Below are 15,366 nucleotides of genomic sequence, written 5' to 3' on the forward strand. Positions count from 1 at the left end.
CCCGTTACGACAAGCTCGCCGCCAACTTCCTCGGCTTCGTCAAACTCGCCAGCATCATGCTCTGGATCAAATAATTAAATCGTCACTACAGCCTAAAGCATCCGGGCCGACGCTGTAGGATCGGAAACTGCTCTAGCCCGCACTGCCGCGCGACGGGCGGCGCAAGCTAGCGCCGCACCGCCGCCGCGATGGCAGGATCGACCGGGATCGGGAACTCCATCAGCTGCTGCGCCATCGTCTTGCCCACTGGGTCAAGCCGCGGCGACGCGTTGATGCCGCCAGGCAGCGCGCCGTGGAGCACGAAGTTCAGCGCCGCGCAGCCGGGCAGGTCATAGCGGTCGACGCGCGGCTCCTGCCCTTCGAACAGGTGGATGAACCAGTCCGCCACGGCAGCCTCGGTCAGCGCGGCGCGGATATAAGGCAGGTAACGCGCCTCGCGCGCGATCACGGCGACGTTGAACAGTTCGCCCTTGTCGCCGCTGCGGCCCCAGGCCAGATCGATCAGCGGCACCGTCTCGTCGCCCTCGGGCCGCGCCTCGGGGCCGCCCGGCCGATCGAGCGACGCCAGCCGGAAGCCGCCCCGGCTGGATCCTTCCGCCGGCAGCGCGCGGCCGTCGAGCGAGATTTCGGGCTGCACCTCCTGCTTGTCGATCAGGAAGGAAAACAGCCCCGTCATCGGCATGGCGAAGATGGCGAGGTTGAGCGTCGTGCCCTGCGACATCGCCGAAATCGCCATATGCTGTTCGCGCAGAAACAGGTCCACCGGCAGCTTGTCGTCATGCTCGACGATCATCTTGGCGACCACCTCGCGCGACGGGACGGCACGGGCCCGCGCGCCATATTCGGCCTCGGTGCCGATCGGGATATAATGCGTCGCGCGATAATCGGGCAGGTTGCGATCACGCAGCATCCGCCGCCCGCGCTCGAACAGCGCATTGGCCTGGCGCTCGGCCTTGGCCGCCGCGTCGATGCCGATCACCGGCTGATAGACGACGCCGCGCCAGCCATTGTCGTAGGTGACGCACACCTTGTAGCTGTCCGTCGGCGGATGCCCGGTTGCGCCTGAAACGCGCACCCGGTCCGGCCCCACCTGCTCCAGCCGCACGGTGGAAAAATCGCACGTCACGTCGGGCACATAATAAGCCTGCGGGTCGCTCACTTCATACAGCATCTGTTCGGCAACGGTGCCGACGCTGACCAGCCCGCCCGTGCCTTGGGGCTTGGTGATGACGATGCTGCCATCGGCATGGCATTCGCCCACCGGGAAACCGATATTCGCCCAGTCGGGCACGTCCTGCCAGTCGGTGAACGTGCCGCCCGTCACCTGCGCCCCGCATTCGAGCAGGTGGCCCGCCGTCGTCCCCGCGGCCAGCAGGTCCAGATCGTCCGGCCCCCAGCCGAATTCGTGAATCAGCGCGCCCAGCACCACCGCGCTGTCGACGACGCGGCCGGTGATGACGATATCGGCGCCCTCGTCGAGCAGCCGGGCGATCGGGAATGCGCCCAGATAGGCGTTGGCGCTGATCACCTTGTCGGGGAAGGGCGCGCCCGAAAACATGTCGGCCGGGGCGGCGGCGCGCACTTCGTCCAGCCGTTCGCGCAGGTCATCGCCCGCGACCACGCCGATCTTGGGCGCAAAGCCCGCCGCCTTCGCCTTTTCCGCCACCGCCGCCGCCAGTGCGTGCGGATTGACGCCCCCGGCATTGGCGATCACGCGCACCTTGCGGCCCAGGATTTCGGGCAGGAAGGGGCCGACATGCACGTCCAGGAAATCGCTGCCGAACCCGGCCTGCGGATTGGCCTGGGCGGCGCGGCCCATCATCCCCATCGAACCTTCGGCCAGATAGTCGAAAATCAGATAATCCAGCCCCGGCACCGCCAGCAGTTGCGGCACCGATAACGCGCTGTCGATGGCGAAGGCCGATGCGCCGCCGATGCGAACGATTTTGTCTGTCACGTCTTTATCCTCTCCGTCGGGGCAAGCCTGACGCCGGCCCGCCCCGTGCGCAACCAATGCGGCGCACCATGACGCAAAATCGCAACGACGCGATTCATTTGCGCCATCCTGCCGACAGATTCGGGCTTTGCGTGTCGCAAAAGTGAATGTAACGTCACTATCAACTCACTCACCGTCAGGATCCCCCGCGTCCATGCCTTTCCCCTGCCCGCTCGCCATGCTCGACAGCCGCGCGCTGCCGACACATGCGTTGGGCTGAGGCCAGTATTCCAGCGGGGCGAAGCAGCATGTCGGCACGGCAGAACAAGGTGGCGCAGATCGCGCGAACGGTGCGTGTTCCGCGCACCTCGCGGGGCGAGGCCGCGCGCGAACGGATCAAGGAAGCCGCGCGCGTCGTGTTCAACCGCGTCGGCTATCGCAAGGCGCGGGTGACGGACATCACCGATGAGGCGCAGGTCGCCTCCGGCCTCTTCTATCGCTATTTCGTCGATCTGCGCGCCATCGCCGCCGAGCTTTCGGGCGAAATGATCGCCAGCTTCCTCGACATCGAAGCCCTGCTCGATCCCGCCGCGCCTGATCGCCTGTGGGAAAAACTGCGCGTCCATCACCGCATCCAGACAGCGAACTACATGCGCAACCCCGGGCTGATGCGCGCCTGGGTGCCGCTATCGGAAGACAGCCCCGAATTCCTCGCCAAATCGCATTCCGATTATCAGCGTTATCTGACCTTCCTTGTCACCGATCGCTGGCCGGAACCCAATGAGCCGCGCACCGCCGAACGCGCGCGCCGGCTGATGCTGGGCTATGCCGCGCTCGGCGCGGGCGAAATGCCGCTGGTCGCCTATGTCGCCTGGCGCACCAAATCGCTGAAGCCGCTCGATCTGTCGGAAGCCGCGCTCGCCGAATGGATGGCGCTGCTCGCCTACCGCATGTTCACCGGCCGCGATCCCGATCCCGCCTTGCTCGATCATCGCGACACCATTGCCGCCCTGCCCTTCCTCGAAGGGCTGGGGGGGCCTGCATCCTAGGAGAGAAACCGCCATGGCATCCGATCGCGGCCGCTGCGCCGCCTGCCCTGATATGAGGTGGCCCGATATGAGGTTGAGCGCATGAGCTTCATATTCACCGACGAACAGACGATGCTGCTCGACGCGGCGACCCGTCTTGTCGAGGAAAATGGCGGATCGGCCGCCGTGCGCGCCGCTGGCGCCAGCGATCGCGGCTATGACGCCGCCGTTTGGCAGCAGATGGTGGAAATGGGCTGGAGCGCGATCGTCGTTCCCGAAGCCCAGGGCGGCCTTGGCCTCGGCCAGGTCGAACTGTCGATCGTCGCGGCGGCCGCCGGCCGGGCCTTGCTGCCCTCGCCCCTGCTTTCCACCGCGATTGCGGCACGCGCGCTGGTTCTGGCGGGCACGCCCGCGCAGCAGGATCGCTGGCTGCCGCAGATCGCCGCCGGCGAACTAACCGCCACCGTCGCCCTCACCGGCGTCGAAGGCTGCTATCGCCCCGGCGACGTGGCAGCGACGCTGCGCACCGATGGCGACGGCTATCGCCTCGATGGCAGCGCGGGCTTCGTGCTCGACGGGCATGATGCCGGGCTGATCATCGTCGCCGCGAAGCTGGATGGCGAAATCCGTTTCGTCGCGGTGCCGCGCGGCGAAGCCGGGCTCAGCGCCGAACGGCTGCCCTGGCTCGATATCACCCGCGCCGCCGCCCGGCTCGGCTTCGACAATGTCACCGTGCCGGCCGATGCCGTGATGGCCGGTGGCCGTTTCGCCGATGTGCTCGCCTTCGCGAATGCGACGCTCGCGGCCGAACAGATGGGCGCCGCCGCCGCCGCGCTCGACATCACCGTCGATTATGCCAAGCAGCGCGTCCAGTTCGGCCAGCCGATCGGCGCCTTCCAGGCGGTCAAGCACGCGCTTGCCGATCTCGCCCTGCTGGTCGAAGCCGCCACCTCGGCGGTCTGGTATGCCGCAGCCTGCGCCGATCAGCGGCCTGAGGAGTTCGCCGAGGCCGCCGCCACAGCCAAGCTGATGGCGAGCGACGCGATCGTGAAATGCTCGGCCGACATGATCCATTATCATGGTGGCATCGGCTACACCTGGGAACACGACGCCCACCTCTATTTCCGTCGCGGGCGCACGTCCGCCAGCCTGTTCGGCGATGCCGACGCCCAGACCAAAATCATCGCCGACGCGATCGGCCTCGGCGCGGAGACCAACGATGCGGCTTGATTTCACTCCCGAGCAGGAAGCCTTCCGCGCTGAAGTGCGCACCTGGCTCGATGCGCAGCTGTCCGGCGAATTCGCCCATATTCGCGAGATCCAGGGGATCAGCGAGGGTGCCGAGCAGCGTTTCCCGTGGGAACGCCATCTCGGCCGCGCCGGCTGGAACCAATTGTCCTGGCCCAAGGCCTTCGGCGGGCGCGAAGCGAACCTGTTCGAACAGGTGATCTTCCACGAGGAATATGCCCGCTCGGGCGCGCCCGGCCGGCTCAGCCATGTCGGTCTCGAACTGGTCGCGCCGACGATCATGGCCTTCGGCAATGACGAACAGCGCCAGCGTTTCCTGAAGCCGACCGCCGAGGTCGAGATCATCTGGGCGCAGCTCTTTTCCGAACCCAATGCCGGGTCCGACCTCGCCAACGTCCAGACCCGCGCGCGGCTGGAGGATCGCCCCGGCGGCCAGGTCTGGGTGCTCGAAGGTCAGAAGATCTGGAGCTCCTTCGCCCAATATTCGCAATGGGGCATGGCGCTGGTCCGCACCGAGCCGGGCAGCGTCGGCTCCAAGGGTCTGTCGATGCTGCTCATCCCGCTCGATGCCAAGGGTGTCGATATCCGCCCGATCCGCCAGATGAGCGGCGGCAGCAGCTTCAACGAGGTGTTCCTCGACGGTGCCGAAACCGCTGCCGCCAACGTGCTCGGCGCGGCGGGTGAAGGCTGGAAGGTGGCGATGGGCACGCTGACGTTCGAGCGCGGGGTTTCCACGCTCGGCCAGCAGATGGGCTTCCGCAACGAGCTCGATCATATCCTCCGCGTCGCGAAGGAAAATGGCGCCGCGCGCAACCCCGGCATCGCCAAGCGGCTGGCCCGCGCGCAGGCCGAACTGCGCACCATGCGCTATACGGCGCTGCGCATGCTCGGCGGTTCGGGGCTCAGCCTCGCGGGGCTCACCTACAAGCTCTATTATACCAGCTGGCACCAGCGGCTGGGCGAACTGGCAATGGACGTGCTTGGCCCGGCAGGCGAAATCGCCGTGCCCGGCAGTGACGCCTATCGCCTGCAGAAGATGTATCTAGAATCGCGTTCCGATTCGATCTGGGCGGGCACGAGCCAGATTCAGCGCAATATCATCGCCGAACGCGGCCTGGGCCTGCCCCGGGAAGGCAAAGCGGCGAGATAATAGGAGAGAGCATGACCGATCCGTTGATCGTGGCGCTGACCGCGCCGGGGGCGCCGCACGAAATCGAGGACATCATCGTCCGCGGCGTCGCCATGCGCGGCTTCCGCCACGGCCCGAAGACCTTGGCGGAGCTTTACGCCGCCGCCCGCCAGCATGGTGATCGCGATTTCGTCGTCTATGGCGAAGAGCGGCTGAACTTTGACGCCTTCTTCGCGCGGGTCGGCGCGATGGCGGCCTTGCTGCAGGATCGGCTGGGCGATACCGCCGGCACGCATGTCGCCATCGCGATGCGCAACCGGCCGGACTGGATGGCGGCGTTCGTCGCCATCACCGGGCTCGGCGGCGTCGCCGTGCTGGTCAACAGCCGGGGAACCGGGCCGGAAATGGCCGCCGCGATCGACGATGCCGAATGCCAGCTGGTGATCGCCGATACGCCGCGCGCCGCGGCACTGCGCGATGCGGGGCTCGGCGCCGACCGGCTGTTCGATGTCGATGCCGGTCCGCTGCCCGAAGATCGCGGCTTCACGCCCGTCGCGATCGATCCCGATGCCGACGCGGTGATCATGTTCACCACCGGCACCTCGGGCATGCCCAAGGGCGCCTGCCTCACCCATCGCAGCCTGACGCAGGGGATCGCGACGACGATCTTCTCGCGCGCCTTCGTCGGCGCCAAGGCGATGGCGGGGATGGACCCGGAGGTGATCAAGGCCTTGTCGGCGATCCAGCCGACCGTGCTCAACGCCTTCCCGCTCTTCCACATCTCGGGCTGCGCGTCGGATTTCCTCAACAACCTGCTGGTCGGCGGCAAGGTCGTCATCATGCAAAAGTGGAGCGGGATCGACGCGCTCGATCTCATCCAGCGCGAACGCGTCACCGGCATGTCGGGCTCACCCGCCATGCTGTGGGATCTCGTCCGCGTCCATGAAGGGAAGCATGACCTGTCGTCGCTGATGGCGCTCGGCATCGGCGGGCAGGCGCTGCCGCCGCCGCTCTTCGCCGATATCCGCGCGATGTTCCCTTATGCCGGCTTCGGCGTCGGCTTCGGCCAGACCGAAACGGCGGGCACCGTCTGCGCCGCGTCGACCGCCGATCTCGTCCAGCGGCCGGGCACGTCGGGCAGCGTCGTGCCGGTCGCCCAGGTCCGCATCGTCGACGATGAGGGCCGCGACCTGCCGGCCGGCGAAGCGGGTGAAATCGTCATCCGCGCGCCGATGGTGGCGCGCGGCTACTGGAACCGGCCGGACGAAACCGCCCGCGTGTTCAGCGACGGCTGGGTCGCCACCGGCGATGTCGGCTATCTCGATAACGAGAATTATCTCTTCGTCGTCGATCGCAAGAAGGACATCATCATTTCGGGCGGCGAAAATATCGCCTGCTCCGAAGTGGAGTTCGCCGCGCTGGCCGAACCGCAGGTCGCCGATGCGGCCGCCTTCGGCCTGCCCGATGACCGGATGGGCGAACGCGTCGTCCTCGCCGTCGCGCCCAAGCCGGGCATGACGATCGATGCCGACGGGCTGAAGGCCGCGATGGCCGGCAAGCTCGCCCAGCACAAGGTGCCGACGGATATCCGCGTGATGGCCGAACTGCCCCGCAACCATATGGGCAAACTCGATCGCAAGGCGCTCCGCGCGGCGGGCTGATCCTCCTTTCCGGCGGGCGGCGTATCGGCGCCGCCCGCACCTTTTCCCTACCCCCGACACTTAATGGCCCTTCTGCGAACGGCCCCGTCCAAGTGGCGGTGGTGGCCGCTTGCAGCGCCCGCTAACCATGGCCCGATAATATCGGGAGAGGTTTGCATGGCACATGATTTCACCGGCAAGGTCGCGCTCGTCACGGGCGCCGGCGGCGGCATCGGCCGCGCCACGGCCGAAGCGCTGGCGGCGGCCGGGGCCAGCGTCGTGGTTGGCGACGTGTCGGCCAAGGGCGGCGAGGAAACCGTCGCGCTGATCGCGGCCAAGGGCGGCAAGGCGAGCTTCGTGCGCTGCGATGTTTCGCAGGAAGCCGATGTCGCGGCGATCGTCGATCATGCCGTCAGCACCTATGGCCAGCTCGACATCGCGGTGAACAATGCCGGCGTCGATCCCGAAGTCGCGCCTGCCGCGCAGTGGAAGCTGGAGGATTTCGATCGCATCCACGCCATCAACACGCGCGGCGTGTTCCTGTGCATGAAGGCGGAAATCGCGGCGATGCAGAAGGCCGGCGGCGGCGCCATCATCAATGTCGGCTCGTTCGCGTCGGTTTCCGGCGTCGTCAACAAGCCGGCCTATACCGCCAGCAAGCATGCCGTGCTCGGCCTCACCCGCGCGGCCGCGCTGCAATATGGCCGCGAAGGCATCCGCATCAACGCGGTCTGCCCGGGCGGGGTGAAAACCGCGATCCTGGTCGATAATGTCGGCACCTCGGCCGAAGCCGAAGCCGCCGTCGCCGCCGCCCACCCGATCGGCCGTGCCGGCGAATCGCAGGACATCGCCGAAGCGATCCTGTGGCTCGCCTCGCCGGCATCGGGCTTCGTGCTCGGCCACGGCCTCGTCATCGATGGTGGCCTGTCGGCCCAGTAAGGAGGGACGCGCCATGACCAAGCTGTTGAGCGGCAAGACCGCTTTCGTCACCGGTGGCAGCGGCGGCATCGGCTCGGCTTCGGCCAAACTGCTGCTGCAGGACGGCGCCGAAGTGCTGCTGATGGGCCGGCGGATCGACGCGCTTGAAGCCACGCGCGCGCGGCTGATCGACGAGGTTCCCGGCGCCCGCATCGCGCTGCATGCCGGCGATGCCGGTCAGCAGGCCGATGTCGAGGCGGGGCTGGACAAGGCCGTCGCGATGAGCGGCCGGCTCGACATCCTCGTCCCCACCGTCGGCGGCGGCGGCTTCAAGCCGCTGTTGATGCATGATGCGGATTCGTTCCGGGCGGAGCTGGATTACAACATCATCACCGCCTTCCTTGCGGTGCGCTACGGCGTTCCGCGGATGAAGGACGGCGGCACGATCGTGCTGATCTCGTCGACGGCCGCGATCATGCCCTTCCCCTGGCTCGGCGCCTATTGCACCGCCAAGGGCGGGCTCGAACAGTTCCTGCGCACCGCCGCCGATGAACTGGGCAGCGCCAATGTCCGCATCAACGCGATCCGGCCGGGCATGACGAAGAGCGATGCCACCGGCCCGATGTTCGACAATCCCGATGTGATCCAGCCGTTCATCGATCAGATGCCGCTGGGCCGCGCGGGCATGCCGGACGATATTGCGCGCGGCGTCCGCTTCCTCGCCGGCCCTGAATCGGGCTGGGTAACGGGGCAGAGCTTCGCGGTCGATGGCGGCCACGAACTGCGCCGCAATCCCGATCTCACCAATGTCGCGCGCGCCATCTTCGGCGATGCCGCGATCGATGCGGTGCAACAGGGCAGGGAAGCCCCGGCCGCCTGATCGCCGGCCTGATCGGCCGGCCAACGGCATGGCCCACGCCCCAATATGCGGGCGTGGGCCACACCGTGTTACAGGCGGGTGTTACGCGGCTTCGGCGTACATGCCGGCTTCGCGGCCGATCAGGATGTCGGCCAGCATGCCATAGGCTTCGGCCCAGGCGGCCAGGACCTCGTCGGTCGCCACCTCGGCGCCCAGCACGTCGCGGATCGCCGGCAGCAGCGCGGCAGCGACGACCGGATAATGCTCCGCCTTCACGCCGGTTTCGACATGGCGGCGCGCCATGCGATCGACGGCGCCGGTCAACGCCTCCAGCTTGTCGACATTCTGGGCGAACGCCAGGATTGCGCCGGCCAGCCGCTTGGGCTGCTCGCCCGATTCCTGCGCGGCCTGATCGAACATCGCCTTGATCGCGGGGTCGACGAACAGCCGCTCATACATCCGCGTGGTGATCTCCACCCCGTGCTGCTGCAGCGCGGGTGCAGTGGACTTCACGATCGCAACGGTGACGGGGCTCAGCTTGCTCGCCATGGAAATCTCCCTACTTCGGAAGCGGATAAAACATGCTTCTGATCTGCATCTATTCACAGCGCTGGAAAGATGCAAGCAAAAAGCATATTATGCCGCCGTGAAACTCACCCGCCACACCGATTACGCGCTGCGCATGCTGCTCTACCTCGCCGCACGGCCCGACCGGCTCTGCTCGATCGGCGAGATCGCGGGCGCCTATCGCATCTCGCAAAACCATCTGATGAAGGTCGCCAACGAACTCGGCCGCGCCGGCCACATCGTCACCGTGCGCGGCCGCAATGGCGGCCTGCGGTTGGCGCGGCCCGCTGGCGAGATCAATATCGGGGCGGTCGTGCGCGACACCGAGGAAGGCTTCAACCTCGTCGATTGCACCGATTGCCTGATCGCCACCGCCTGCGGCCTGCCCGGCGCGCTCAACCAGGCGACGCGCGCCTTCATCGGCGTGCTCGACGGCTATTCGCTCGCCGATATCAGCGGCCAGCGCGCGGCAATGGCGGCCTTGATCGAGAACGCGTCACATCATTGAACCGGTCGCACGCCCCGGCGTGCGCGCAGCTTGCCCTGATAGGCCGTCACCAACCGCGCCCGATGCGCCGCATCCATCGCCGCGAAGCGCGCGTCCGCGTCCTGCCGCGCGGTCTCCTCGTCCACCGTGCCGGCCTGCGCCAGCAGCAACGGCATCGCCGCCGCGCGAAACGCCATGGTTTCCGCCTCGCAAATCCGTTCGGCCCCTTCGGCAAAGCGATCGACCGGCACGCGTTCGCGCAACGCCGCATCCGATTCGGCGGCCAGGCAGCCGACATAAGCGGTCTGCGCCGCGTCCATGCCCGCCGGCATCGCCGCCGGCCCAGCCAGCAGCAATGCTAGCGCGAACATCGCCTTGCCCGATCGTCCGATTGCCAATCCGCCATGCCACGTTACCCCCGGCGTAACCCTAACCCGATCATAACGCCTGTGAAAAGACCGGGCGTCCAGCCAGGCGCCACCCGTCAGCCCGCCGGCCGGACCATGGGATCGGACGGCAGGGTAGCGACGAGGCCAAGCAGATCGCCGGTCCGCGCCACCAGCGCATAGCGGCTGACATCCATGTCGACACGCGCCTGCAGCAACTGCCCGGACGCTTCAAACGCCTCGTTCAACGCGTCGAGCAGGTCGTCCAGCGTGCGGCGGCCAATGCCATATTGCTCGACATAGACAGCATAAGTCTGCTGGCTGGTTTCGGCGGCAAGGCGCGACGCATCGAATTCGCGCGCACGGGTGGTGACGTCGGCCATCGCCGCGCGGACTCCGCTTTCCAGTTCGCGCCGCTCCAGATCCTGTTCCAGCTCGGCCTGGCGCAGCCGCGACTGGGCGGCGCCCGCCTCCGCCGATGTCCGCCCCCCGGCGAACAGCCGATACCGGAACACCAGCTGCGCGCCCGCATCATATAAGCGATCGTCACGGTCGAGCACGTCATAGCGGCGCGCATTGGCGGCCAGCGATATGGTCGGCCAGAAGCCCGCCTCGGCCGCATCGGCATCCTTGCGCGCGGCGGCGACCGCCGCCTGCTGGGCGTGGAACGCCGGGTTGATCGCCAGCGCGCGATTGACCACCATATCTGCGTCGCCCACCAGTTCGGGCGTCACCGTCGGCCAGACGAGCGCGCCCGGCGCGATACCGAACACCAATCGATATTCCGCCTCCGCCCGGGCAAGCGCGCCTTCGGCCAAAAAAGCCCGCGATCGCGCGCTGTTCGTCCGCGCCTCCGCACGCAGGCGATCGCCCTCGGATGCCGCCCCGCCTTCCACCCGCACCCGCACGCGTTCGAGCAGGATCGCATGCGCGGCGACATTGGCGTCGGCCAGCTTCACCGCCTCGCGCAGGCGCAGCACATCCCAATAAGCGCCGATGGCCCGCACCGCGACATTGGTGGCGGTCGTCTCCGCCTCGGCGCGGCTGGCATCCATGCGATGGCGCGCCGCCGCGATCCGCGCGAAACTGGCGCCCGCGTCGAACAGCAATTGCTCGGCGGCGAGATAGGCGTCGGGGCGATAGAGCGATTGGCTACGGATCTTCTGCTGGCTCCCGCCAATCGGTGTACGGTTGGTCCAGTTACCGAGCAGGTCCACCCCGGCGTCGAGCTTGGGATACAGGTCCGCCGCCGCCGCGCGCACCGCAAAGCCCGATTGCTTGCCGCGCTCGACGCCCGCCTGCGCCTCGGGATGCGATCGCACGGCATCGGCCACCTTCACCATCAGCGGATCCGCCGCCAGCTTGGCCGTCGCCGTCTCGCCCTCGATCGCGACAGGCGTCGACGCGGTGGCAAAGGCCGCCACCTCGAACGGCGCGGTCAGCAGGTCGACCTCGCGGGCGAAGGCTTCGATATCGCGCGCATCGGCCGGCGGCTGGGCGATCGCCGCCGCGCCGCCCACGCTTATGATCGGAAACCACGCTGCCGCCAGCAGCGCCCTGCCCCGTCTCATTCGCGGAACGCCTTGGATTTCACGCGGATCACCGGTTCGATCAGATAGCTCAGCACCGATCGCTTGCCGTTCAATATGTCGACCTCGGCCACCATGCCGGGGATCACCGGCAGCGCCTTGCCGTCCGCGTCCCTCAGCGCGCCGCGCGTGCGCACCTGTACGCGGTAGCGCAGCTCGCCGGTCTTGGGCATTTCGATGGCGTCGGCGCCGATATTCACCAGCTGCGCGTCCAGGCTACCATAACGCGTGAAATTATAAGCCGTCAGCCGCACCCGCGCCGCCTGCCCCGGCCGCAGGAAGGCAATATCCTCCGGGCGGATCAACGCTTCGACCAGCAGCGTATCATCAAGCGGGACGACCTGGATCAGCGCGTCCCCGGGCTTGGCGACCCCGCCCAACGTGGTCAGCAGCACGCGATTGACGATGCCGCGCACCGGCGACCGGATCATCGTCCGTTTCACCCGGTCCTGTGCGGCGGGCAGTTCGCTCGCCAGTTCGCCCAGCTCGGCGGTGGCGGCGTTGAGTTCCGCCAGCGCCTCGGTCCGGTCGCTCGCCGTCTTGGCCGCCGTCTGGCTGCGGATCTCGGCAATCGCCGCCTGCAAGCGCGGAATGGCGAGCCGCGCCTGATTGCGACGGCCCGATTGGTCGGCGCGCTGGCGCTCCAGTTCGATCAGCGTGGTCTGCGGTTCGTAGCGTTTCTTCACCAGCGGCTCGATCAGTGCGATCTGCCGGCCAAGCAGCGCCAGCGATTCCTCGGCGGCGGTCAGCTGCGCCTGCGCCTCGCCCAGTTCCTGCGCGCGCTGGCGCAGCTGGCTGTCGAGCACGCCGCGATCCGCCTCGCGCTTGGCCAGCCGCTCGCCATAAAGTGCCGCCTCGGTCGCCACCAGTGCCTCGGCATCCGCCGGCAGATCGTCGGGCAGCACCAGTTCGCCGCCTTCCGCCTCCGCCGTCAGCCGCGCGATGCGCGCGCGCAGTGCCGCCCGCTTCTGCTCGCCCCGGTTGAGGTCCGAGCGCAGCAAGGTCGGGTCGATCTCCATCAGGGCCTGCCCGCGCGCGACCACCTGGCCTTCGCGGACGAGGATGCGCTGCAGGATGCCGCCTTCCAGGCTCTGGATCGTCTGCACCTGCACCGACGGGATGATCTTGCCGTCGCCGCGCGTCACCTTGTCCACCTTGGCCAGCGCCGCCCACAGCAAGGTCACCGCCAGCAACGCCACGATGACGTGGAGCAGCCGGCGCGATCCGCGATCTTCGCGAATGTCGAAATCATGCACCGCGAACGTCATTGCCAGCTCGTCATCTCGGGTTCGGTGGCCTTGGCCGCGCGGCGTTCAAGGATCGCCTTGGGCCCGTCCGCGACGATCCGGCCCCGGTCCATCACGATCACCCGGTCGACCAGCGCAAGCAGGCTGGTGCGATGGGTGATGACGATCAGCGTCTTTTCGGCCAGTTCGTCCTTCAGGCGGGCGATCAGCCGCTGCTCGCTCGCCGGGTCCATCATGCTGGTCGGCTCGTCCATCACCAGAATGCCGGGATCGCCGACCAGCGCGCGCGCGATCGTGATCGCCTGCCGTTGCCCGCCCGACAGTCCCTCGCCGCGCTCGCGCAGCACGACATCATAGCCGCCGGGCATTTCGCGGACGAAATCATGCACGCCAGCCGCCTCGGCCGCACGCAGGATTTCCGCATCGTTGGGCCGCGTGGCGCCGATCGCGATATTGCGCCGTACCGATCCGCTGAACAGCCAGACGTCCTGCAACACCGGCCCGATATTGCCGCGCAGGTCGAGCGGATCGATCTGGCGCAAGTCGGTCTGGTCCAGCCGGATCGCGCCCTCGTCGGGCTCGTAAAGGCCGAGCAGCAGCTTGGCGACGGTGGTCTTGCCCGATCCGACCTTGCCGAGGATCGCCACCTTCTCGCCCGGCTTGATCGCGAAGCTCACCCCGTCGAGCGCGGGCTCGCTTTGGTCGGGGTAGCGGAACCGGACGCCGCTGAACTGGATGTCGCCCTTGATCCGCGGACGGCTGAGATAGGTGCGCGTCGCGGCCTTGTCGGTCGGTGCGCGCATCAGCGCGTCGATCGAACGATAAGCGGTCACCGCATGGTTGAACCGCGCCAGGATCTGGGCAAGCTGGCCGAGCGGCGCCATCGCCCGTCCGCCGAGCAGCACCGCCGCGATCAGCCCGCCCATCGACAGCGCATTGTCGCCGATCAGGAACACGCCGAAGAACACCGTCAGGATCTGCGCCATCTGCTGCGCGGAGCCGGCGATGTTGAAGGCAAGCTGGCCGAACAGTCGGGTCTTCAGGCCGACCGCCGACTGGTGGCGCAGGCTTTCCTCCCAGCGTTCGCGCATCAGGCTCGCCGCGCCCGTCACCTTGATCGCCTCGATGCCGGACACCGCCTCCACCAGCACGCCCTGCTTGGTCATCCCCTCCGCGTGCATCGTCGTCGCCAGCCGCGCCATGAACGGCTGCAAAAGCGCGCCGCTGATCACCACGGCGGGGATCAGCACCAGTGGCACCAGCACCAGCGGCCCCGCCACCCAATAGATCACGAACAGGAACAGCAGCACGAACGGCAGGTCGACGAGCGCGACCAGCGATGCCGATGTGAAGAAGTCGCGCAGGCTCTCGAACTCGCGCAGCCGGCTCGCCATCGCGCCGGTCGATCCCTTGCGCGCCTTCATCTGCAGGTTGAGCAACTGGTCGAAGATGCGGCGGCCCATGATCAGGTCGGCGCGCTCGCCGGCGCGGTCGATGAAGGCGGCGCGCAGCATGCGGATGACGAAATCGAAGCCCAGCGCCACCACCACGCCGGTGGTCAGCGCGATCAGCGATTCGGTCGCGGCATTGGGGATGATCCGGTCGTAGACGACCATGCTGAAGATCGCGGCGAGCAGGCCAAGGATGTTCGATACGAACGCCGCGAGCACGATCTGGCCGTAAAGCGCCCGGTTCCGCGCGATCGCGCCCCAGAACCAATGGTCGCTCGCACCCGCCTCGTCCCGCTCGACGCCGACATTGCGGCGCGGCGCCCGCGCGACGAGGATCGCGTGGCCCTGATAGCCGGCGGCAAGTTGCGCGAAGCCGATCTCGACGGGCTGGTCGCCATGGTCGGGATCGATCATCTCGAAGCCGCCGCGCGTCCGCGCCAGCAGCAAAGCGGCGCGCTGTCCGTCCAGCATCACCACCGCCGGCAGCGGCGCACTGCCCAGCCGTTCCAGCGGCACCGCGCAGGCGCGCGCCACCAGCCCAAGATCCTCCGCTTTGGCAAGAAAAGCGGCGATGTCGAGATCGCACCTGTCACCCGACGTGTCCGCCATCACGGCGGCGCGGCCGGTGCCGATATCGTGATAGCGGCACAGGTGGAGCAGGCAGCTTTCGAGATAGCCGAGCCGCGTGCCCCCGGCCTCCGCCAGCACCGGCTGGCCCCATGCGCGCGGCGGCGGCGACACCTCCGCCATATCCACGGCCACTTCGTCCACCAGACGGAGATAACGCGCGCCAAGCCGCGTCGCGGCCAGCCGCGCGCGCACGGCGCCCCCCGCGGCACGCAGCCGCGTCAGCATGGGCATGGTCAGAACAGGCATGACGG

The 15,366-nt window shown here is 67.9% G+C and carries 13 protein-coding genes; 7 read left to right on the forward strand and 6 right to left on the reverse strand.

Annotated elements, in window-relative coordinates:
• Positions 1 to 166: 166 nt before the first annotated feature.
• Positions 167 to 1,957 (reverse strand): acyclic terpene utilization AtuA family protein, encoded by a 1,791-nt coding sequence (locus CHB74_RS14150; RefSeq protein ID WP_089220290.1) that lies wholly within the window; start codon positions 1,955 to 1,957, stop codon positions 167 to 169.
• 287 nt (positions 1,958 to 2,244) lie between these two features.
• Between CHB74_RS14150 and CHB74_RS14155 the strand changes: the two genes are divergently transcribed.
• The 6 genes from CHB74_RS14155 (at position 2,245) to CHB74_RS14180 (ending at position 8,779) form a co-directional block, all read left to right on the forward strand.
• On the forward strand, positions 2,245 to 2,985 hold the full coding sequence (locus CHB74_RS14155) for a TetR/AcrR family transcriptional regulator (protein ID WP_089220291.1): 741 nt from the start codon (positions 2,245 to 2,247) through the stop codon (positions 2,983 to 2,985).
• Positions 2,986 to 3,066: 81 nt separating this feature from the next.
• Positions 3,067 to 4,194, forward strand: a complete 1,128-nt coding sequence (locus CHB74_RS14160) for an acyl-CoA dehydrogenase family protein (RefSeq protein ID WP_089220292.1) — start codon at positions 3,067 to 3,069, stop codon at positions 4,192 to 4,194.
• Entirely contained in the window at positions 4,184 to 5,362 is a 1,179-nt protein-coding gene (locus CHB74_RS14165) for an acyl-CoA dehydrogenase family protein (RefSeq protein WP_089220293.1), read from the forward strand. Before CHB74_RS14160 ends, CHB74_RS14165 begins: the two co-directional genes overlap by 11 nt.
• An 11-nt stretch (positions 5,363 to 5,373) precedes the next feature.
• On the forward strand, positions 5,374 to 7,002 hold the full coding sequence (locus CHB74_RS14170; protein ID WP_089220294.1) for a class I adenylate-forming enzyme family protein: 1,629 nt from the start codon (positions 5,374 to 5,376) through the stop codon (positions 7,000 to 7,002).
• Between the two features lie 156 nt (positions 7,003 to 7,158).
• Positions 7,159 to 7,920: a glucose 1-dehydrogenase gene (locus CHB74_RS14175; protein WP_089220295.1), complete on the forward strand. Its 762-nt coding sequence runs from the start codon at positions 7,159 to 7,161 to the stop codon at positions 7,918 to 7,920.
• A gap of 13 nt (positions 7,921 to 7,933) precedes the next feature.
• Positions 7,934 to 8,779, forward strand: coding sequence for an SDR family NAD(P)-dependent oxidoreductase (locus tag CHB74_RS14180; RefSeq protein WP_089220296.1), 846 nt, complete (start codon positions 7,934 to 7,936; stop codon positions 8,777 to 8,779).
• Between the two features lie 81 nt (positions 8,780 to 8,860).
• Here CHB74_RS14180 and CHB74_RS14185 read toward each other — a convergent pair whose 3' ends face one another.
• On the reverse strand, positions 8,861 to 9,307 hold the full coding sequence (locus tag CHB74_RS14185) for a globin domain-containing protein (RefSeq protein WP_089220297.1): 447 nt from the start codon (positions 9,305 to 9,307) through the stop codon (positions 8,861 to 8,863).
• A gap of 97 nt (positions 9,308 to 9,404) precedes the next feature.
• Between CHB74_RS14185 and CHB74_RS14190 the strand changes: the two genes are divergently transcribed.
• Complete coding sequence (locus CHB74_RS14190; RefSeq protein WP_089220346.1) at positions 9,405 to 9,833, forward strand: Rrf2 family transcriptional regulator; 429 nt, start codon at positions 9,405 to 9,407, stop codon at positions 9,831 to 9,833.
• Here CHB74_RS14190 and CHB74_RS14195 read toward each other — a convergent pair.
• From CHB74_RS14195 to CHB74_RS14210, 4 genes are all read right to left on the reverse strand, one after another.
• Positions 9,827 to 10,183 (reverse strand): hypothetical protein, encoded by a 357-nt coding sequence (locus CHB74_RS14195; protein WP_089220298.1) that lies wholly within the window; start codon positions 10,181 to 10,183, stop codon positions 9,827 to 9,829. The two genes, CHB74_RS14190 and CHB74_RS14195, sit on opposite strands and share 7 nt — an antisense overlap.
• A 113-nt stretch (positions 10,184 to 10,296) precedes the next feature.
• Complete coding sequence (locus tag CHB74_RS14200) at positions 10,297 to 11,769, reverse strand: TolC family protein (RefSeq protein WP_089220299.1); 1,473 nt, start codon at positions 11,767 to 11,769, stop codon at positions 10,297 to 10,299.
• Positions 11,766 to 13,055 carry an HlyD family type I secretion periplasmic adaptor subunit gene (locus CHB74_RS14205; protein ID WP_089220300.1) on the reverse strand — a complete coding sequence of 430 codons (1,290 nt, stop codon included), beginning with the start codon at positions 13,053 to 13,055 and terminating at the stop codon, positions 11,766 to 11,768. The genes CHB74_RS14200 and CHB74_RS14205 overlap by 4 nt, the downstream gene beginning before the upstream one ends.
• Entirely contained in the window at positions 13,052 to 15,361 is a 2,310-nt protein-coding gene (locus tag CHB74_RS14210) for a type I secretion system permease/ATPase (RefSeq protein WP_218821443.1), read from the reverse strand. Before CHB74_RS14210 ends, CHB74_RS14205 begins: the two co-directional genes overlap by 4 nt.
• Between the last annotated feature and the right edge of the window lie 5 nt (positions 15,362 to 15,366).

The organism is Edaphosphingomonas laterariae, assembly GCF_900188165.1.
Lineage (GTDB): Bacteria > Pseudomonadota > Alphaproteobacteria > Sphingomonadales > Sphingomonadaceae > Sphingomonas_E > Sphingomonas_E laterariae.